Annotated in this window: 20 protein-coding genes and 1 riboswitch; of the genes, 2 read left to right on the top strand and 18 right to left on the bottom strand. The window is 61.6% G+C overall.

Going from position 1 to position 19,463, the window contains the following annotated elements; translation table 11 throughout:
• The 4 genes from ACR0DL_RS07755 to ACR0DL_RS07740 form a co-directional block, all read right to left on the bottom strand.
• On the bottom strand, nt 1-1,371 hold the full coding sequence (locus ACR0DL_RS07755; RefSeq protein ID WP_480688395.1) for a tetratricopeptide repeat protein: 1,371 nt from the start codon (nt 1,369-1,371) through the stop codon (nt 1-3).
• 181 nt (nt 1,372-1,552) lie between these two features.
• Nucleotides 1,553-2,737, bottom strand: a complete 1,185-nt coding sequence (locus tag ACR0DL_RS07750; RefSeq protein WP_480688393.1) for a CaiB/BaiF CoA transferase family protein — start codon at nt 2,735-2,737, stop codon at nt 1,553-1,555.
• Nucleotides 2,724-4,343 (bottom strand): thiamine pyrophosphate-binding protein, encoded by a 1,620-nt coding sequence (locus ACR0DL_RS07745; RefSeq protein ID WP_480688391.1) that lies wholly within the window; start codon nt 4,341-4,343, stop codon nt 2,724-2,726. The genes ACR0DL_RS07750 and ACR0DL_RS07745 overlap by 14 nt, the downstream gene beginning before the upstream one ends.
• A 79-nt stretch (nt 4,344-4,422) precedes the next feature.
• Entirely contained in the window at nt 4,423-4,881 is a 459-nt protein-coding gene (locus ACR0DL_RS07740; protein WP_170349262.1) for a DUF302 domain-containing protein, read from the bottom strand.
• Nucleotides 4,882-5,022: 141 nt separating this feature from the next.
• On the opposite strand from ACR0DL_RS07740, the gene ACR0DL_RS07735 reads away from it, so the two are divergent.
• Complete coding sequence (locus ACR0DL_RS07735; protein ID WP_170349261.1) at nt 5,023-5,367, top strand: DUF1636 family protein; 345 nt, start codon at nt 5,023-5,025, stop codon at nt 5,365-5,367.
• Here the strand turns inward: ACR0DL_RS07735 and ACR0DL_RS07730 are convergent.
• The 9 genes from ACR0DL_RS07730 to cbiE all read right to left on the bottom strand — a co-directional run bounded on the left by ACR0DL_RS07730 (nt 5,364) and on the right by cbiE (nt 12,210).
• Nucleotides 5,364-5,858 carry a hypothetical protein gene (locus tag ACR0DL_RS07730; RefSeq protein ID WP_480688389.1) on the bottom strand — a complete coding sequence of 165 codons (495 nt, stop codon included), beginning with the start codon at nt 5,856-5,858 and terminating at the stop codon, nt 5,364-5,366. The genes ACR0DL_RS07735 and ACR0DL_RS07730 overlap by 4 nt on opposite strands.
• Before the next feature lie 66 nt (nt 5,859-5,924).
• Nucleotides 5,925-6,623, bottom strand: a complete 699-nt coding sequence (locus ACR0DL_RS07725) for a CbtA family protein (protein ID WP_170359221.1) — start codon at nt 6,621-6,623, stop codon at nt 5,925-5,927.
• Nucleotides 6,624-6,627: 4 nt separating this feature from the next.
• Nucleotides 6,628-6,798, bottom strand: coding sequence for a CbtB domain-containing protein (locus ACR0DL_RS07720; protein ID WP_170349258.1), 171 nt, complete (start codon nt 6,796-6,798; stop codon nt 6,628-6,630).
• A gap of 36 nt (nt 6,799-6,834) precedes the next feature.
• Nucleotides 6,835-7,041: riboswitch (cobalamin riboswitch) on the bottom strand.
• A gap of 43 nt (nt 7,042-7,084) precedes the next feature.
• Nucleotides 7,085-7,828, bottom strand: a complete 744-nt coding sequence (cobF, locus tag ACR0DL_RS07715; RefSeq protein ID WP_480688387.1) for a precorrin-6A synthase (deacetylating) — start codon at nt 7,826-7,828, stop codon at nt 7,085-7,087.
• Nucleotides 7,821-8,549, bottom strand: coding sequence for a uroporphyrinogen-III C-methyltransferase (gene cobA / locus ACR0DL_RS07710; RefSeq protein ID WP_170359217.1), 729 nt, complete (start codon nt 8,547-8,549; stop codon nt 7,821-7,823). Before cobA ends, cobF begins: the two co-directional genes overlap by 8 nt.
• Nucleotides 8,546-9,862, bottom strand: a complete 1,317-nt coding sequence (locus ACR0DL_RS07705) for a cobyrinic acid a,c-diamide synthase CobB (RefSeq protein ID WP_480688385.1) — start codon at nt 9,860-9,862, stop codon at nt 8,546-8,548. Before ACR0DL_RS07705 ends, cobA begins: the two co-directional genes overlap by 4 nt.
• On the bottom strand, nt 9,855-10,649 hold the full coding sequence (cobM, locus tag ACR0DL_RS07700) for a precorrin-4 C(11)-methyltransferase (protein WP_170410469.1): 795 nt from the start codon (nt 10,647-10,649) through the stop codon (nt 9,855-9,857). The genes ACR0DL_RS07705 and cobM overlap by 8 nt, the downstream gene beginning before the upstream one ends.
• The gene (locus ACR0DL_RS07695) at nt 10,646-11,014 is read right to left on the bottom strand and encodes a cobalamin biosynthesis protein (protein WP_480688383.1); all 369 of its coding nucleotides are present in this window, start codon (nt 11,012-11,014) and stop codon (nt 10,646-10,648) included. Before ACR0DL_RS07695 ends, cobM begins: the two co-directional genes overlap by 4 nt.
• Nucleotides 11,011-12,210: a precorrin-6y C5,15-methyltransferase (decarboxylating) subunit CbiE gene (gene cbiE / locus ACR0DL_RS07690; protein ID WP_480688381.1), complete on the bottom strand. Its 1,200-nt coding sequence runs from the start codon at nt 12,208-12,210 to the stop codon at nt 11,011-11,013. Before cbiE ends, ACR0DL_RS07695 begins: the two co-directional genes overlap by 4 nt.
• On the opposite strand from cbiE, the gene ACR0DL_RS07685 reads away from it, so the two are divergent.
• Nucleotides 12,209-12,958, top strand: a complete 750-nt coding sequence (locus tag ACR0DL_RS07685; protein ID WP_170410463.1) for a cobalt-precorrin-6A reductase — start codon at nt 12,209-12,211, stop codon at nt 12,956-12,958. The two genes, cbiE and ACR0DL_RS07685, sit on opposite strands and share 2 nt — an antisense overlap.
• Here the strand turns inward: ACR0DL_RS07685 and cobJ are convergent.
• Genes cobJ through cobN form a run of 5 tightly spaced genes read right to left on the bottom strand, consistent with a single transcriptional unit; the run spans nt 12,931 to nt 19,463 of the window.
• Nucleotides 12,931-13,683 (bottom strand): precorrin-3B C(17)-methyltransferase, encoded by a 753-nt coding sequence (gene cobJ, locus ACR0DL_RS07680; RefSeq protein WP_170410460.1) that lies wholly within the window; start codon nt 13,681-13,683, stop codon nt 12,931-12,933. The genes ACR0DL_RS07685 and cobJ overlap by 28 nt on opposite strands.
• On the bottom strand, nt 13,680-14,408 hold the full coding sequence (locus ACR0DL_RS07675; RefSeq protein WP_170349249.1) for a precorrin-2 C(20)-methyltransferase: 729 nt from the start codon (nt 14,406-14,408) through the stop codon (nt 13,680-13,682). The genes cobJ and ACR0DL_RS07675 overlap by 4 nt, the downstream gene beginning before the upstream one ends.
• Nucleotides 14,405-15,034: a precorrin-8X methylmutase gene (locus ACR0DL_RS07670; protein ID WP_170375980.1), complete on the bottom strand. Its 630-nt coding sequence runs from the start codon at nt 15,032-15,034 to the stop codon at nt 14,405-14,407. Before ACR0DL_RS07670 ends, ACR0DL_RS07675 begins: the two co-directional genes overlap by 4 nt.
• Nucleotides 15,034-16,173, bottom strand: a complete 1,140-nt coding sequence (cobG, locus tag ACR0DL_RS07665) for a precorrin-3B synthase (protein ID WP_480688378.1) — start codon at nt 16,171-16,173, stop codon at nt 15,034-15,036. Before cobG ends, ACR0DL_RS07670 begins: the two co-directional genes overlap by 1 nt.
• Nucleotides 16,170-19,463 (bottom strand): cobaltochelatase subunit CobN, encoded by a 3,294-nt coding sequence (gene cobN / locus ACR0DL_RS07660; RefSeq protein ID WP_480688376.1) that lies wholly within the window; start codon nt 19,461-19,463, stop codon nt 16,170-16,172. The genes cobG and cobN overlap by 4 nt, the downstream gene beginning before the upstream one ends.

The following is a 19,463-nucleotide window of genomic DNA, read 5'->3' as shown; positions in this document are numbered from 1 at the left end:
TTATTCAGCCGGGACGCTTTGTGCGTCTCCGTTGTCGCGGGCCGCGTCGATCAATGCGCGGCGCGCAAGTGCGTAATTGTCCTCGCCTCCGGCCCGTTTGGCGCGGCGATCGTCCAAGATGCGCTCGACAGCATCCAGACGGCCCGCGCGCAGGCCCGAATCAATGGTGATGCGCTCGAATACATCACGTTGGGCGTGGCTGCCACCTACCAGTTGCATGCCATTGCGCGCGCTCGACAAAAAGTCGAATGCGGCGGCGTACTGCCCCTCACCAAAAGCCTCAAGCCCTTTGGAGGCTGCAATACCCGGGTCGGACATGCGGACCGGAGTATCGCCTTGATTGCGTTGCGCGTCTTTCTGGATGCGCTGCAACATCTTGCTGGTCGCTTCGTTGCGGTTATCACCAGTCAATGCCAGCAGATAGTGAAGGTCGGCGAAGACCACGCAGCCATCCTCGGTCCGGGCCGCGCTGAGATCGGCCAGCTCTTCCCAGCGATTGCCTACGTCGACGCCTTCCAGCTCTAGGCGCGACAGCAGTGAGGTCGCGTTCGAGATATCGCGGTAATCGTCCGTTTTGTCCTGGCGAACGTGGGTATCGTACAGCTCCATCACCTGGTCGACCTGACCGAGGTCCAGATGCATCAGTGCCTTGTGCCACCAGACGTGATAGCGGAAGTTGTTGCAATGGGTCCAAGCGTCCTCGCGTCCGGCCAACCAGTCCAGACCCAATTGCGCATTGCCCTGCATCTCGTGCACGTGGGCCACCGCATGCAGACCCCAGGCATCATCCGAAACCATCCAAAGGGCTTGGCGTCCGGCAATCTCGGCCTTTTGGTATTCGCCCGTTTCCTCCAACGCGAAAGCATGACAGCCCAGAAGATAGCCACGCCCTGGGTGATCCGGTTCATAAGCGGCCAAGACCCGCTCGATTGACCGGCGCATACCGGTCGGGTCACCCAGAACGAACCGGGTTGCGTGGCTGAGTTTCATCGCCAGAGTATCCTGCGGATGGAAGCGCAGAATCTGCTCAAATTTTTGAATCGCCTGCGAGGGCAGATCTTCCAGATACAGGCCAAGCGCCTCGACATACATGCGCTCACGTTCAGAGATCGGTTGCCGTTCCATCGCGGCTTTGGCCTCTGACAAGGCCTCGACCGCGACCGCCGTCATCTCACGCCGGCCCAGCAGAACCATGAACAGCCCCTTGATGGCGTGACCCAGGGCAAAGTCGGGCTCAAGCTCCAGCACCTTGCCCAGATGTTGCGGAGTAATGGCCGCATGCGCCATGAACCCAAGCAGAACACCGTTCCACGCCTCGACGCTTGCCGAATGGCTGAGGGTGTTCATCTGTCCGAAAACATCCTGTTTCATGCGATTGGTCCGATCCAATTTTAATTTTCTACACTATTCGATGTAGCAGAGACTCTGACGGCGTCGTATCAGTATCGCCTCTGCTCTCGAATTGGTGAAAAGCCGTGTGTGTAAAACGTGAAAAAAACCGCCGATTCAACGGCATGTTTCAGCAACATGCCGCCTAAATGGGCGCAGTGTTTCAATCTTCGAATGGATTTTTGGCGTTCAAAACGGCCTGAGTGTCCGCCCCGAATTCGGGCGGGGCAGCGCGATAGGTGACCGGAGTGCGTGACAATTTCAGCGGATTCCCGATCAGCTGCACCGACCCCGGTGCCGCCTGCATGGCGATCTGCATTTGCCGAGCCGCGACCTGATCCGAGGCAAAAACCTGATCCAAAGTCCGCACCGGGCCGACGGGTACTTTGCGGTCTTCCAGCTCGGCGATGACGGTGGCAGTGTCATGGGCTTGAACCGCCGGGCGCAGAACTGCGTTCAAAGCGTCGCGATTTTCCAGGCGCGCTGGGTTGGTCGCAAAGCGCGGATCATTGGCCAGCTCGGGCCGCCCGATAAAGTCGCAGAAACGGCGGAACTGTCCGTCATTGCCCACGGCCAGAATCACATGGCCATCCGAAGTTTCGTAAACGTCATAAGGCACAATGTTGGGATGCCCGTTGCCCCGCCGTTGCGGAACATTGCCCGAGGTCAGGTAATTGACGCCCTCGTTGATCAACCAGGCAACTTGTGAGTCGACCAATGCCAGGTCGATCTGCTGGCCTTTGCCGGTTTGATCCCGGTGGCGCAGAGCGGCTAGAATGCCAACGCAGGCATACATTCCGCACATCACATCAGCGATGCCAACACCCACCTTCATCGGTGCGCCTTCGGGGTCGCCGGTCAGCGACATGATCCCGCCATAACCTTGCGCCATCAGGTCATAGCCGGGCTTGGACGCATTCGGTCCGGTCTGGCCATAGCCCGAGATCGAGCAATAGACGAGGCTCGGGAACTCCGGCGATAGCGTGGCGTAATCCAGCCCGTATTTCGCCAGCCCGCCGGGTTTGAAATTCTCGATCAGGATATCGGCATGCGATGCCAGCCGTTTGATTTCAGCCTGGCCTCCGGGCGTAGTGATGTCGATGGCGACGGATTTCTTGTTGCGGTTGGCCGACATGAAATACGCGCTCAGGTCCGAGCGGTTGCCCTGAGCGTCTTCAACGTAAGGAGGGCCCCATTGCCGGGTATCATCGCCGCCACTGGCCGGGTTTTCGATCTTGATTACGTTGGCGCCCAAATCGCCCAGCAGCTGCGTACAGGTTGGCCCAGCCAGAATGCGGCTGAGATCCAGCACCTTGACGCCTTTCAGCGGTCCCTCAGATCCGGCCATCATATCCTCCACGCTCGATTTCTGCAGCGATGACGGTAAAGCGGTCGGCTTTGACCGCCTGCTCCAGCGCCGACCGCAGTTCTGCGCGGTTGCGGACGGTATGTCCATAGCCACCAAAGACTTGCCCCATGGCGGCAAAGTCGTGGCGGTCGAAATCCACGCCCATATTGCCCATCTGACGCTGGCGCTGTTTCAACTCGATCAGCGCAAGACTGGCGTCGACAAAGACCAGAAAAATCGGATTGCAGCCCATCTCGGCTGCGGTCGACAGCTCTCCGGCAACCATCAGAAAACCAGCATCGCCCGAGAAACTGATGACCGGGCGGTCAGGCTCAGCCAGTTTCAGGCCAATGGCCATCGGTACGGCGCAGCCCATGGTACACAGGGCCGAGGATTGGATCAGCCCGCGTTCTTCGTGGCACTCCCACATCTGGCTCAGCAGGATGCGATGCGCGCCGCTGTCGGCGGTGGCCAGCGTATCAGCGGGCAGGGCGGCGCGGGATTCGGCGATCACGGCCGCCGGGCCCCAGTCATCATCCGCGGGGAAGGCCTGCGCCAGCGCGGCCTTAACCTGCGCGGGTTCACCACCCGGCCACGTCGCGCGGGCGGGGTTCCCCTTGGCGATGGCTTCTAGCGTGGCGCCCGTGTGGGCGACCAGATTCAACCCGGCTTGATGCATGTAATGATCGTTGACGACGGCCGAGATATCGATGACGCGCTTTTCCTCGGGGTCCCAGATCTCGCGCCAGCCAGGGCGCATTTCGATCGGGTCATACCCCAGACACAACACCAGATCGGATTGTTTGACCAACGGCACCAGATGCTTGTCGGCCAAGGGCGACAAACCTGCGCCGCCCAGGCACAAAGGATGATCCTCGGGCACGACGCCCTTAGCTTTGTAGGTGGTCACGAAGGGGATGTTGAAATGTTCCAGAAACGCCTGAACCACATTGCGCGAGTCGTCATAAAGAACGTCCAGACCCAAGATCGCGATGGGGCGTTCGGCCTCGGTCACCCAGCGGCGGGCTTTCTCAACACAGTTTCCTTCGGGCGCGACCGCAGCGGGTTTGACCAGACGGCGGCGTTTGCTCCCGGATACGCGCATATCCGCAACCGAGATCGGCACGTCAATATGAACCGGACCGGGGCGGGGCTGGTTGGCTAGTGATACCGCCTTGTCTGCGACCACATCTGCGCCCTGCGCCGTCAGTGTAAATGTCCCCTTGGTGATTGAGCGGTAAACCTGCGCGTGATCCATCACCTGATGGGTGTAGGTCAGCGCCTCATCCGCATCGACGCAGCCGGTCAGAACAATCATCGGCACCCGGTCCTGCAGCGCGTTGGCCACAACGTTGATCCCGTTCATCGCGCCGGGGCCCAGAGTGGCCACCAGAATAGCAGGCGCGCCATCACGGTGGTGAACCGCCTCGGCCATGAAGCCGGCAGCGTTTTCGTGTTTGGTTAGGTGAAAGGTGATCCCAGCCTGTTCCAGAGCATCCACCAGCGTCAGAACCTCTCCGCCTGGCATGCCAAAAGCGTGGCGGCATCCGGCCTCGTATAGTCTTTGGGCCAAAAGGTCAGCCGCGCGGGGGGAGAGGTCCTGCATTCGTTATGCTCCGAAGTTTTCGTTGCTCAGCAGATTGCGGAGGACGTAGCCAGACGCAAGCAGGTTCACGTCAGTGTGACTATTTGGCTGCGGATTCCGCCACTGACTGAAACTTTGTGTCAAGTTCTTGGGCAATATCGCGCAAAGGCTCTCCGCCCTCGTACACATAGGGGGCAAAGACAAAGCTGGGCGTTTTGTAGGACAGGGTGGCGGTGCCGTCGTCGTTCTCAGTCACGTAAAAGCGAATCGGCGCTTCGATCATTGCACTGACAGAGGTTTCCAGAACGCGCACGGCATAGTCGTTGTTGAAGGCACCGATCACCAGATTGCCGGGTATAGTGATGCCACGGGCTGCAGCCGCCTTGGTCGGACCAGCCTGCGTGACCACGATCAACCCGTTTTCCTTCACCGCAGCCTTCGTATCCGCGACCAGTTCTTCATAGCTTTTGACGGTTGGATACACTGCCCAACCCGACAATGGTTCCTCGGCCCGGACAGGCAGGGCGAGAAGACAGAGCAAACCCAAAAGCGTGCGCATGACGGTGCCTCGTTCAATGTGACTGTCTGAGTGATGCCAGAAATCCGAGTTCCGCGCACGCACATTTCCGTACGTATTCAGGATTGCGCCGACGTCCAGAAAGCCGCAGAAACATGCAAACCATCAAACACGAGGCCACACGTGGACCCGATACGCCTATTGATTTGCAGCAGTTGTGCGGGAACGCGTGACCGAGTGGCCGAGAGGCAGGCCGTGGATGACGCGCTGGTGCGTGCAGGGCTGAATGGTCGGGTCGTCATCTCGGATCACGCCTGTTTCAGTGGCTGCGCTGAGCCGACCGCATTGGCATTGCAGGCCGCAGGACGGGCGTCTTACGTGTTTTCGGGGGTCGATATCGTTACCGATGCCGAAGACATCGTCGCGACCTGCAAAGCCTATTTGGACAGTCCCGCAGGTTGGATCGAAGACGCCCGACCCTGCGGGCGACTTCGGATGTGTTTGCGCGCGCGGATACCGGCGCTTTAATCGACCTGAACGGTCACGGCAGCGCTGACCGGTACGTTGTCGACCGTCAGTGCGCTGTGGCTGTTTGCGTTCAGCGAAACCGAAACCTCGACCTCTCCCTTCGGAAGGTCGGGGATGTGTATCCAGTTGCCGTAGAGCCGGGCTAGTTTCTCGCCATTGACGTAAACATGCGCGTGGCCTTCGCCGTCTACGTCGGCTGTTGACGCGTTTTCCGGGGCAAACCGGAAATTCTGCGGCATGACGTGCAGGTTCCACCCGGCCATCGGGTCCTGGGTCAGCGCGATTGCAACGCTGGGCGCGTCCGCCCCTGCGGGCAGGTTTACCGTGGTCGAATGGTCATGGGCCATCGCTTCGGCATGCGCGCCGCCGTGATGGGACGGATCGCCATGATCGTGGCCGTCAAACGTGACGCCATTGGCGGCCGCCAGCACAAAACCAGCACCACCACCGAACACAAGGCCGATTGCAAAAAGGGCAAGTGAGCGTGCCATTTTTCTTTCCTTTAGGGCAAAAAGAAACGCGCCGGGCAGAACCCGGCGCGTAATTATATGAGAGGATCAGGCCGCTGCTTCGACGCGTTTGCCTTCGCTTTGCCAGAAATACCCGGCAAAGGCACCGACCAGAACCCAGGCCACCAGACCGATGCCAAAGGCGCGAGCGGCGAACAGAGCGCCGATCTCGGTCGGGACGGGGCCGGTGAACACATCCGGTTCGGGCGCTCCGATCAGATGGGGTGCCAGCAACAGGGCTGCTGCGATCACATAGCTGATCAGGTTGCCGCCAAACGCAATCAACCACAGCGCAACAAGCGCAGCACCAACCGTGGCAAACCACCAGACCTGTCGGGCATAGACGTCAGCCGCCGCTACACCAGGCACCTCTGGTGCCAGGGTAAAGCCAGGCGCCAGATGAAAGGCGATGAACCCAGCCAGACCCCAAAGCACGCCGGTACGGCCATCAATCGTGTGGCCCTGGCCTTCGGCCACGGACATCAGGGCAACCATCAGCAGCGCGTAACCGGTATAGGTCAGCATGGTGAAGATGACGCTCAGCGCGTCACGGGTCAGTTCCGAGAACATGCCCGGCAATTCGGGATGCGCCGAAACGGCTTCGGCTCCGAAATGCACCAGCTCACCGGATTCGTACAGCTCTGCGTGCAGCAAAACAGGTTGCACAAAGACCAACTGCAGCAAGGCGGCTATCAGCCCCGCTGCAGCACCAGCGAACAACGCGCTGGTCAGTATACGACTGAACATGGTCTTAGTGGCAGGGGAAGCCGGTCGCGTGGCGCACGTCGTGTGCTGCGTCATGCAGCGCCGCGGCCTGTACGTGACCGGTCAGGGTGATGATACCCAGACCCAGAACCACCGCGAACATGACCGGAAGGATACCGGCGCGCGAGGCGGATGCTGTTTGCGTTTGTGTTGCCATCTTTTAATCTCCTTTGCCGCCGCACCCGACGGCCGGTGTTTCAATTGTCGCCTGGCAGGTCTCCTGGCTTGCGGGTCGATGCCTCTGTTCGCCTTCCCCCTGAGAACAGGAGTGGCTGGTTGAACAGGGGCTCTCCGCTTACAGTCGCGGGGGCGGCTGTGGATTTGGCTGCCATGGCAGTCGCACCACATTCCCTCTTAGCATCCGGATGTCTCCGGCAGGACCAGACGCGTTCATTTAGCCTCTATGGTGCCGCTGGTGCAATCGTCATTTGCGACCTTTTAGGTCAGATCACGCGCTTTTTCAGCAAATAGATATCCATGATCCAGCCATGATCGGCACGTGCCTTGGCGCGGGTGTCCAGAATCTCCTGCGCCACATCGGTCAAAGCGCCTTTGATCAGGATTTCCTCTTTCATGCCGACATAGGCACCCCACCAGATGTCATAATCGGCCATGTCCAGGGATTGAAACGAACACTCGCCATCCAGCATTACCGCTACTTTCGAGGCATTTGCCGGCCAGCCTTCATCCCTGATCCGCCGTCCGGTGGTCACAACAAAAGGCGCGCCCAGATCATTGATCGGAATGGCGTGGGCGGCCGTCAATGCCTGCAGCGCGGTGATGCCAGGGATCACCCGTGTCGAGGGCTGAGGGTCCAGCCGCGACGCGATTCGCAGCGAGCTGTCATAAAGCGACGGGTCGCCCCAGATCAGCAGCGCCACTTGTCGCGCATCTGGATGGGCAGCAATCGCCTCGTGCCAGCGCAGGGCAATGGCATCATGCCATTCGTCGACCCCACGTAGATAGCCATTATCAGCCCGGCGCTTGGGAATGTTGAAATAGGCGATCTGCGTCGGAGTGCCAGTCACAGCTGCAATGATCTCTTCGCGCAACCCGGCCAGATCAGCCTTGTTCTCACCCTTGTGCGGGATCAGGATCAGGTCTGCATCGCGGATGGCATTTGCTCCTTGCAAGGTCACGTGATCCGGGTTGCCAGTGCCAATTCCGATCAGAGACAATTCAAACATCGTCGAACTCTGCCAACGGGCCATACAGGATCAGCGCCGGGGCTGTGCCGATCTCGGCCTCCAGCTTTTGCGACAGCGCGCCAATTGTTGCACGGTGCAGGCTCTGGTCGGGAGTCGATACGGATTCGGCTATCAGGGCTGGTGTTTCCAGCGGCAGGCCATGCTCATGCAGTGCATTTACCAACAGGGGAAAGGTCCGTTTGCCCATGAACACCACAGTCGTTGCATCCGGATCGGCCAGCGCGGGCAGGTTCAGATCTTCGGGCAGTTTGCCACTGACATCGTGGCCAGTGACAAATTGCACCCGCCGCGCAGTCAGGCGTCGTGTCAGGGGTATTCCTGCTGCTGCCGCCGCCGCAACCGCCGAAGGGATACCAGGGATGATTTCGTATTCGATCCCGGCCGCACGCAGGGCAACCAGTTCTTCCTCCAGCCGGCCAAACAGCCCGCCATCACCGGATTTCAATCGCACTACGCGAGCACCGGTCTTGGCGTAATCCACCAACAGGCGGCTCACGTGATCCTGCTTGGGTGAGGGTCGCCCGGCCCGTTTGCCCACGCCCACCAGATCTGCATCGTCATGCGCATGACTTAGGATCGGGCCGCTGCTGAGGTCATCAAACAGCACCGCATCTGCTTTTTGCATCCGGTCGACCGCCTTCAGGGTCAAAAGCTCAGGATCGCCGGGGCCGGAACCTATGAAGGATACGAAACCGCTCATGCCGAGGCCTCGGCGATCAGGTGAAAGAACGTACCGGTGACGTTCCCGCGCACCGAACCTGTTTGCGGCCCTTCAGCACCTTCAGCATCAAACACCCGCGCCAGCGGTGCGTCCGGCTGTTCTACGATCGAAGAATAATGGAATTCATGCCCCCGCAGAGCCGTGTCGGCTGCAAAACCGGGCATCGGGGCCAGCAATTCTGCGCGCCGATACCCCAGATTGAACTTGCGCTTTTCATACGAGGTCACCAGCCCCAGCAGGCCTGCCATCTGATGTCGCTCGCCGTCTTTGTCGATTAAGGCCTGTCCCAGCGCCATGTATCCACCGCATTCCCCATGCACGGGTTTGGATTCAGCGTGTTTGCGCAGTCCGGTCTGGAACGTGTCGGCGGCAGCCAGTGTGCCTGCATGCAATTCCGGATAGCCACCGGGCAGCCAGACCAGATCGGCATCGGCAGCAGGTGCCTCGTTCGCCAGAGGTGAAAACGGCAGAATTTCTGCACCCGCCGCGCGCCAGCCTTCCAGCAAATGCGGATAGGTAAAGGAAAACGCGGCATCGCGGGCCAGCGCAATCCGTTGCGCCGGAGGGCGCGGCAGCGCGGCTGACGATGGCCCATTGGGGCCTGAGGAGGCCGCCACCTTAATCGCCTCAAGATCCACATGTTCGCGCAGAAACGCGGCATAGCCGACAATTGCGCTTTCCAGATCAGGATGCTCGACCGCCTGTATCAGGCCCAGATGGCGTTCCGGCAGGGTCAGATCACCGCGCCGGGGCAAAACGCCCAGAACCGGCAGACCGGCGCGCTCCATACCCAGACGCGTCAGACGCTCGTGCCGGGGGCTTGCGCAACGGTTCAGGATCACACCGGCAAAGGGCAGATCGGGGTTGTACATCCGAAACCCCAGTGCAGTTGCCGCCGCTGATTGCGCCTGACCGCCCACATCCAGCACCAGCACCACAGGCCAGCCCATGCGCTGGGCGGTTTCGGCGCTGGACCCGTGCCCCAGCTCGCCCGGCTTGGCCACGCCGTCAAACAGCCCCATTGATCCCTCGGCGACCACGATATCCGCACCCTCAGCCTGCGCCGAAATCGCACTCAGTAAGGGGTCACCCATAGCCCAACTGTCCAAATTGAACGAGGAGCGCCCGGCAGCAGCCTTATGAAAGGCAGGGTCGATATAGTCCGGGCCGCTTTTGAACGGTTGCACGGTCATCCCATCCTCGGCCAAGGCCCGCAACAGGCCCAGCATGACCGTTGTTTTACCAGTACCCGACGATGGGGCCGAAATCAGAAGACCCGGGGGGTTAGTCATCACCGTGGCTCCAGCTTGACCACGGGCTATCGGCACTTTGCGGACGATAGCGGCGGTCGTAATCCTTTGAATACAGGCAGCTTTCATCGAACCCTTCGCCTGCCAGCGCCGGGCCCACCATGATCAGTGCGGTGCGCGAGATGCTTTCATCCAGCGCCTCTTTCAAGGTGTCCAGCGTGGCGCGGATGATCCTCTCATCCGGCCAACTGGCACGATACACCACGGCCACCGGGCAGTCCGCGCCATAGGCGGGGGTCAGATCGGCAATCACCTTGTCCAGATTGCCGATCGACAGGTGAATGGCCAAAGTCGCACCGGTGCGGGCAAAATTCTCCAGCGTCTCACCTTCGGGCATCGAGGATGCACGGCCCGGCGTCCGGGTCAGCACCACGGATTGTGCCAGTCCAGGCAGGGTCAGCTCGGTTCCCAGTGAAGCCGCCGCAGCAGCAAAGGACGGCACGCCCGGCGTCACGCTGACCGGGATGCCCATCTCTTTCAGCCGTCTGATTTGTTCACCCATCGCTGACCAGACCGACAGGTCGCCGGAATGCAGGCGCGCCACATCCTGACCAGCCTGATGTGCGGTCTCGATCTCGGCCATGATCTGATCCAGATCCATCGACGCGGTGTTTACGATCTTTGCGTCCTCGGGACAGTGACCAAGGATTTCCTCGGGCACCAGCGACCCGGCGTAAAGGCATACCGGGCAAGACGCGATGATATCACGTCCGCGCAGGGTCAGCAGGTCGGCAGCGCCCGGTCCGGCGCCAATGAAATGAACAGTCATGTTTGTCCTCCGATGGCTATGGCGCAGGTGGCCAGCCGGTCGTCTGAGATTTGTCTGGGTGAGGTCAGCCGCGCGCCGGATCCGGCAGCGGCAAGGGCGGATGCTTCGGCCACGCTGCCGGTGCCATACGTGGCGCGGCTGCGGTCCGAGCAGGTGAGCGTGCGCTGCCCGGCCAGATCGGCAGGGGCGACGAAATGCAAGGGCAGTGCGATGGCCGAGGCGAATTCGATCAACGCAGGATGTCCGTCTTTGTCCGCCACCGTGGCCAGCGCATCCACGCGCTGCCCGTCGCTGGCCCGGTCAAAGGCCGCGCGCAGGCTGTCCAACGTGGCCGTAGATGAAAATCCCAATCCCGCGACGATCATAGGGTGACGCTCCACTGCACCACCGGATAAGCGGACTTCCAGCCGCGCCGGGGGCCAAGTGCCGAGGCTTGCGCCAGTTCGATCCGCAACAGCTCGCCGCCCAGCTTATCTTGCCACTGCGCGAGCAAAGCTTCGCTTTCCAACGTCACCGCGTTGGCGACCAGCCTTGTGCCTTTGGGTAGGGCGGCTTGCAGCCATTCCATCAGTTCGGTGCTGAGACCACCGCCGATGAAAACCACGTCCGGCAAGGTCAGACCACCCAGTGAGCCCGGAGCAGTGCCGTGCACAACATTTAATCGGTCCTGGCCCAGCGTATCAGCGTTGCGCCGAATGCGCTCGGCGCGATCTGCGCGGGGTTCGATGGTTGTGGCCGTCAGGGTCGGGTCACACATCAGCCATTCGATGCTGATCGAACCCGTGCCGCCGCCGATATCCCAAAGGTGTTCGCCCCGCTGCGGCGCCAGTGCCGACAGAGTTAACGCCCGCACGGGGCGCTTGGTGATTTGGCCATCGGTTTCAAATATTTCGTCCGGCTTGCCCGACGCTTTTGGAAAGGCGCGGCCTTCGCCTGCAACCTCAAGCCCAACGCAGACCGGGTGGTCGAATCCGCCCAGCAGCGCTTCGGTCAGCGATACACTGCGCGCCCGTTCTCGAGGGCCGCCCAGAGCCTCCATCACATGCAGGCGGGTGTCAGGAAATCCAGTTTCGGTTAGGTAGGTCGCCAGTTCTGCCACTGCCTTGCCGTCCCGCAACAGAAGGATAGCGCGTACTCCGGGTGCCAGATCAGGACGCAACCGGGTCAGCGGGGCCGCGTGCAGGCCAAAGGTCAGCGTGGTCTCTAGCGGCCAGCCCAATCGCGCAGCGGCCAGCGAAAAGGTCGATTGGCCGGGCATGGCAGTCCATTCGCCAGCCTCGAAATTGCGCGCGATAACTGAACCTGCACCAAACCAGAAGGGATCGCCCGAGGCGAGAACCACAGTCGGACGGCCCCTAAAGCCGGCCAGCATCGGAAGGCCATCGGAGAAAGGCACAGGCCACTCAACCCTCTGCGCGCCGGTTTCTGGAATCAGCGACAGGTGCCGCGGCGGGCCCATGACGATTTCGGCGCGTTCCAGCACTTGACGGCTTGCCGGTGGCAGGCCATCCAGTCCATCTTCGCCCAAGCCCAGAACGGTCAGCCACGGAGCTTTAAGCATGACACACCTCCTGATCCTTGGCGGTACGACCGAGGCCAACGCGCTGGCTAAGGCCGTGGCCGAGCAGGGCGTTCCGGCAACCTATTCCTATGCCGGACGGGTCGATAACCCCCGCCCGCAACCCTTGCCTGTGCGTGTCGGTGGTTTTGGCGGCGCGCAGGGGTTGGCGCAGTACCTTTGGGATCACGCGATCACCCACGTGATCGATGCCACTCATCCCTTTGCCGCACAAATGAGCCTGAACGCCATTGCCGCCTGCCGCGATACCGGGCTGCCGCTGGCTGCGCTGACCCGTCCGGCCTGGACGTCGCAAGACGGGGATCGCTGGCAGCACGTTCCCGATATCGGCGGCGCAGTGGCTGCCCTGTCCGGCCTGGCGCAACGTGTCTTTCTGGCGGTAGGGCGGATGCACCTTGAGGACTTCGCCGCCCAGCCCCAACACCACTACCTGCTGCGGCTGGTGGATGAACCCGGTGAATTGCCCTTGCCGAATTGCGATGTGGTTGTGTCGCGCGGGCCGTTTACCGAAACGGATGACCGGGCGCTGATGCAACGCCATGACATCGAATTGGTCGTGTCCAAGAACGCAGGCGGCAGCGGCGCACGCGCCAAGATTGATGCCGCGCGGGCGTTGGGCCTGCCTGTACTGATGATCGACCGTCCGATCCTGCCACAACGACACGAACTGAACAGCGTAACGCAGGTTTTGGACTGGCTGGCTCATTCCGGTGTGAACCTCGGGGTGTAGACGATCGGGGCGCTGTTGCGATCAATCACACGAGTCAGGGATGATCCCACGATAACCACCGTCTGCATGTCCGCCATATCCGGCGTTGCCTCGGCCAGTGTCGAAACCCGGATCGCCTCATCCGCGCGGGATACGGCGCGGGCGAACAGGATCAGGCGTTCGGGCTCACATTCCTGGCGCAGGATTTCCAGCGTCTTAACAAAGCCCTCGGGGCGGGATTTTGAGCGCGGGTTGTAAAACGCCATCGCGAAATCACCCTGCGCCGCCAATCGCAGCCGTTTCTCGATCAGCGACCAGGGTTTCAGATTGTCGCTGAGGTTGATGGCACAGAAATCATGCCCCAAAGGTGCCCCCGCACGCGCCGATGCGGCCAGCATCGCGGTGATGCCCGGCAGCACGTCGATGGGAATTTCGCGCCATTCAACAGGGCCATTTTCCAGCGCCTCAAACACGGCGGCCGCCATGGCAAACACGCCTGGATCGCCCGAGGACACAACGACCACACGTTTCCCCTCGGCCGCCATCTGCAACGCGTGCTGCGACCTGTCAATCTCGACCCGGTTGTCGCTGGCGTGCAGCGTCAGGCCGGGGCGTTCGGCCACGCGCGCGACGTAAGGGATATAGCCGACGATATCCGTGGCCTCGGCCAATGCGGCGGAAACTTCGGGCGTTACAAGGTCCTCGTTTCCGGGGCCGAGTCCCGCGATCTTGACCCAACCGCTCATGGCCGCCGCCCCTGACCATGCACGATGATGATCGAGAAGTAGGGGGTGACCTTGTCACATGCCTCGGACAGTTTCGTCACGGTCTGGTTCGGCATCTGAGCGTATTCGACGATCCATGCTCGATCATACAGGCCAGCCGTTTTCAGGGCCCGTTTCACCTTTTCGATGTTGCGCCCGATCTTCATCACCACCAAAGCATCGGTCTGCGCCATGCGTTCCGCCAGAGTATCTTCGGGGAGTGTACCGACCAGAACGGTCAGGACATCATCGCCCCACGTGATCGGGTCACCGGTTGCCGTCCACGCGCCGGACATACCGGTGATGGCGGGAACAACCTCGACGTCAGCTTCGTCACGCAAGCGGCTGTAAAGATGCATGAAAGACCCATAAAAAAATGGGTCACCTTCACACAAAACCACCACATCCTCACCTTCATCCGACAGGGTTTTCAAATGCGCGGCGCAATCTTTGTAAAAGGCAGACAGCAGCTCGTTATAACGCGGATCGGTTAGGGGGATTTCGGTGGTGACGGGATATTCCATCGGAAATTCCACAGCATCGCCGGGGATCATGCCATTGACGATCTTGCGTGCCTGACCGCTGCGGCCAGGTTTGCGGAAAAACGCCACGTGGCGCGCATTGCGCAGTAGACGGTCGGCCCGAACGCTCATCAGGTCCGGGTCGCCGGGGCCAAGGCCGACGCCGTATATCTTGCCCGCGCTCATTCCGCGCGGCTCGCGATGGCGTTGACGGCGGCGACGGTGATGGCGCTGCCGCCCAGACGACCTTTGACGATACAGGATGGCACCGGTTGCGCCGCCCACAGTGCGTCCTTGGATTCGACCGCGCCGACAAAGCCCACCGGGCAACCGATGATGGCTGCAGGACGCGGGCAGTCGGGATCTTCCAGCATGTTCAACAGGTGGAACAGGGCAGTCGGAGCATTGCCGATGGCCACAACAGCACCTTCAAGATGCGGGCGCCACAATTCCAGCGCAGCGGCCGAACGGGTGTTGCTCATCTCGGCGGCCAGCGGACGTACGCGTTCGTCATGCAGAGTGCAGATCACCTCATTGTCGGCGGGCAGGCGGAACCTGGTCACGCCCTCGCTGACCATGCGCGCGTCACACAGGATTGGCGCGCCGTTTTCCAGTGCCGTGCGGGCAGCGGTCACAAAACCGGGTGAGAAATGCACGAACTCTTCCAGCCCAACCATCCCGGCGGCATGGATCATGCGGACGGCAACCTGCTCTTCGTCGGCGTCGAACCGGGCCAGATCGGCCTCGGACCGAATGGTGGCAAAGCTTTCCTTATAGATCGCTGCGCCATCGGTTTCATATTCATAGGGCATCAGGTCAGGTCCATGGTCATAAGTGTTTCGGGGGTCAGCCCGCGTTGGCAGGGCTCATCCCCTGCGCGGCCGTGTTTGACAAGGTCAAATCGCCCATCGCGACCGACCAAAGTGACATCCGCTGTTCCCATTCGGGCGCATCCTTTTGAGCAGCCCGACACATGCAGGCTGCCTTCCACATGCGGTGCCAGCGCTCGGGCGACAGCACGGGTTTCTACCTGCGCCTGCGGGCAGAACGGTGCACCGGGGCAGGCGTCGGTGGTCATCTGCGGATCGGTGCCATCTGTGACAAAGGCCGGGGCCGGGATCGCCGCCCCGCCTTCCAGCAGGAACAGCCGCCAGGGGGTCACCCGCATGGCGGAAGCGCCTGTGTCCTCGATCAAGCTGAACAGACGCCGCGCAGGCAGTTGCCCGAATGCTGCACCATAAAGTGTGCCCAGTTCACAAATGCCAGGTTGGAGCGGTGAGCCAACAGCGTTGGCTGGGCTGCCTTGCCATTCTAAAGGCAAAGCTTGTGCTGCGACCACGCGGGCCATGCGGCGATTGTCCGAGGTTTGGTTTTCGGCAAACCATTCAGCCAACGCGATAAGCTGGTCTATGGCTTCGACCTCTGAGACGGCGCGCCCTGTCTCGCAGCCATCGGCGCGCAGTATCAGGCCATCTTCGCCATTCTCCAGCCGGATATCCGCAGAATCCGCGGCCATCAGACGGGCCGGGCCAGTGTCGATGGCAAAACCGAATTTCGCAGGCAAGTCGGGCAGGTCTGCCAGTCGATGGATCAAAGATTGCGTCAGCCGCGCGGTCAGATCGCCCGTTTCGTAAAGCGGTGAAACCAGAATGTTGCGGCGTACTTCAATGCCCTGCTCGGCGTCCAAAAGATCCAGCGCGGAAAGTTCGGCAAGTAGCGCTTGATGATCGGCCTCTTTCACGCCACGTAATTGCAGGTTGGCTCGGTTGGTCAGGTCGATGGTGCCATTGCCATACCGCTCGGCCAACTCGCACAAGCCCAAAGCCTGCGTCGCATTCAGACGTGCCAACCGGGGGCGCACCCGCACCACCAGCCCGTCGCCCGACATCATCGGACGATGGGCGCCGGGGCACCAGCCTTGAACAACAGGTTTTGAGGTGGGGGCGCTCATCCCAACCCCTCCAGATCCGCGCGGATCGAGTTCCGGCGAGTGTTCCACAACCCCGCGTCAAGCAATGCGCGGAACCGGTCCTGCATGGCTTGATGTGCTTGCGGATTGGCCTCTTGCAGGAAGGCGTCAACCTCGGCGTCACCCAGCGTGGCATCGTGGTACAGATCGAACAGGTGCGGAGCGACTGTGCCGGACAGGTGGGCAAAAGACGCCATATGGTCCAGCGTCGCCGCGATCTCTGCGGCCCCGCGGAACCCGTGCCGTTGCATCCCTGCAATCCAGCCGGGATTGGCAGCGCGGGCATGAACCACGCGGCTGATTTCTTCGGACAGGGTACGAGCACGGGGAGTGTCGGGGTTGGTATTGTCGAGGTGGTACAATTGCGCGCTGCCGCCGGTGACGGTCTTGGCAGCGGCAAACCCGGCCTCGTGCGTGGCATAGTCGTTGGCCAGCAGCAGGTCGGTCTCGGTCAGGTCCTGCAGGTGGACAAAGCTGTCGGCATTGGCGACGCGTTCGGTGATGCCGGTGACATCCTGCGCGATATGGTCGCCCTCCAATGCAAAAGAGCTTGCCTGCAGCCATGCTTCACCCGCCTGCGCGCGGGCTTCATCGGTATAGATTTCAGACAGTTGCGTCATATTCACGCCATAGCTGCCGGGCGCGGGGCCAAAGACTCGCGCGGCAGGGGTTTGCCCGGCATAGGGGTTCCAATCCGGGGCTTCATCACGGTCAGACAAGGCACGGACGGCCTGACCGAACAGTGCCGAAAGCGTCGGGAACACGTCGCGGAACAGGCCCGATACGCGCAGGGTCACATCTAGGCGAGGGCGGCTGAGATCGGTGATCGGCAGCACTTCGATGCCTGACACTCGCTCGGACCCCTTGTCCCAGACTGGCTTGACGCCCAACAGGTGCAGCGCCATGGCGAATTCTTCGCCTGCCGTGCGCATGGTGGCCGAGCCCCATAAGTCGACGATCAGGCCCTTGGGATAATCACCTTCCTCTTGCAAATGCCGCCGCACCAGCTCTTCGGCCAGCTTCACTCCTTGGGTATAGGCGGCGCGGGTAGGAACCGAACGCGGATCGGTGGTATAGAGGTTCCGACCGGTAGGCAGCACATCCGACCGCCCACGATAGGGTGAACCGGACGGTCCGGCCTCGATCCGTTTTCCCGCCAGCACGTCAAGCAGAGCCCTGCGTTCCGCACGGGCGGAAGGAGCGGGGTCGAAATTACCGGTGACCTCAGGCGTGCGACCAAAGATGTGCAACCCGTCACCGAACTGGCTTTCCTTGATATCACAGACAAACCTGTCGATGCGGGTGATTGCCTCGGCGGTGCAGGTGGCCTGATCCAGACCCAGATCGCTTTCCAACCCGATGGCCTGCGCCTCATCGCGGATATCTTCTTGCAGGCGGTCCCGGCGCTTGGGGTCCAGCCCGTCGGCGTTCGAAAACTCGTCCAGCAGGGATTCCAGCCGCACCATCCGGTCGGGCGTGCCGCTTTCCTTCATCGGGGGGGGGATATGACCCAGCGTGACCGCCCCAATCCGGCGCTTGGCCTGCGCGGCCTCGCCGGGGTCATTGACGATGAAGGGGTAGATCACCGGCAGATCGCGGATCAGCGCCTCGGGCCAGCAATTCGCCGACAGGGCGACCGATTTGCCGGGCAGCCATTCCAGCGTGCCATGCGCGCCGATATGGATCAGCGCATCCGCACCCAACCCTCTGCGCAGCCACAGATAAAAGGCCACATAGCCGTGGCGTGGGGTGCGTGAGAGGTCGTGGTAATCATCCTCGCGCAACTCGGGCGTGCCGCGTTCGGGTTGCAGCGCGATCAGGGCCTTGCCACGACGCAAAGCGGTGAAATTGAAAGCGCCGTCTGCTAATGCTGGATCATCCTCGGGCCGTCCCCAAACGGTTTCGAGGTCCCTGCGCAATTCATCCGGCAGATCGGCCAGCGCCGCCAGATAATCCGCAAGCGGCCACGATACCCTTGCATCCATAAGGGTTTCGGTAATGGGTTGGGCGGGGGCGGTGTCGTACCCTTCGTCCTGCAGATCGGCCAACATCGCCTCGGCAGAGGCCAGCGCGTCCAGCCCCACAGCATGGGCCATCTGCCAGGCCTTACCAGGGTAAGTGGACAGCACCAGCACTGGGGTTTGATCGGCCTTGGGCTTGTCATGCAAAGCCAGCCACCCGGTCACCCGGTCGATGATGGCTTCGATCCGTTCATCTTCGGCCCGGTGGGCAAATCGCGAGTATTCCAGATGTGGGTCGCGTTTCCCGGGTTCTTTGAATGAGGCGATGCCCGCCGAAATCCGCCCGTCCACCTCGGGCAACACCACATGCATGGCAAGGTCGGCGGGCGAGAGGCCACGTTCCGCCTCGGCCCAGGCCTTGCGGCGTGCAGTTGACAAAGCGACCTGAAACACAGGGACATTGGCCGCGTCCAGCGGAGATGTGCCAGACGCGCCCTTGCCCGAGAATGAAGTGGCGTTGATGATGGCCGACGGCTGCATTGCTACGATATTTCCGCGCAACCATTCGGCGGCGGTTGGGGCTTTCAACGACGGCGCGAACAGGCCCACAGCCTCGAACCCGCGCGCGCGTAGGTTACGGATCAGGGCCGCGACCGGGGCGGTGTCCGCCGAGGTCAGGTAAGCGCGGTAGAAACTCACGAGAATGCGTTTTGCATCGCCCGTGAACGCCTTTTCCACTGGGATCACGCCACGATCCGGGCACCAGGCGCCGCATTCGGGGATGGTTTTGGCCCCCATCACAGGGCCTGCATAAAGCCCCGCCGCCAGCGCCATCTGTGCCAGCGCGGCCTGCGCTGCAACTTCGCCGCCGGTATCGCACAGATGCGCCAGCCGCCGCAGGGTTGAAACGGGTAGGGTGGAAAAGTCGTCCAACCGCGTATCTTCGCGCCCATCCGCTGGCAGGACAGCCAGCGCGATGCCCTTGTCCTGCGCCAGCGCCAGAACCTGCTGCAGGCCATAGGACCAATAAGGCACGCCGCCGATCAGGCGGATCAGGATGCCTCTCGCACCTTCCAGAGTTTGTTCGACGTAGGTGTCGACGGACAGAGGGTGTTTCAACGCCGTCAGATTGGCCAACCGCATCGTGGGCATCCGCCCCTCAGCCCCGCCACCGCGATGCCAGCCTGCCGCGAAAGCTCCGAGGTCGCTGTCCGAAAAGGACAGCACCACCAGATCCGCCGGGCTTTGGCCCAGATCGGTCGGGGTCTCGGTTTCCTCGAGCCCGTGGCTTTCGCGGAAGACGACGTGCAT

The sequence above is a fragment of the Ruegeria sp. BB5 genome (assembly GCF_056539405.1).
This window is presented reverse-complemented; position numbering and strand designations above follow the sequence as displayed.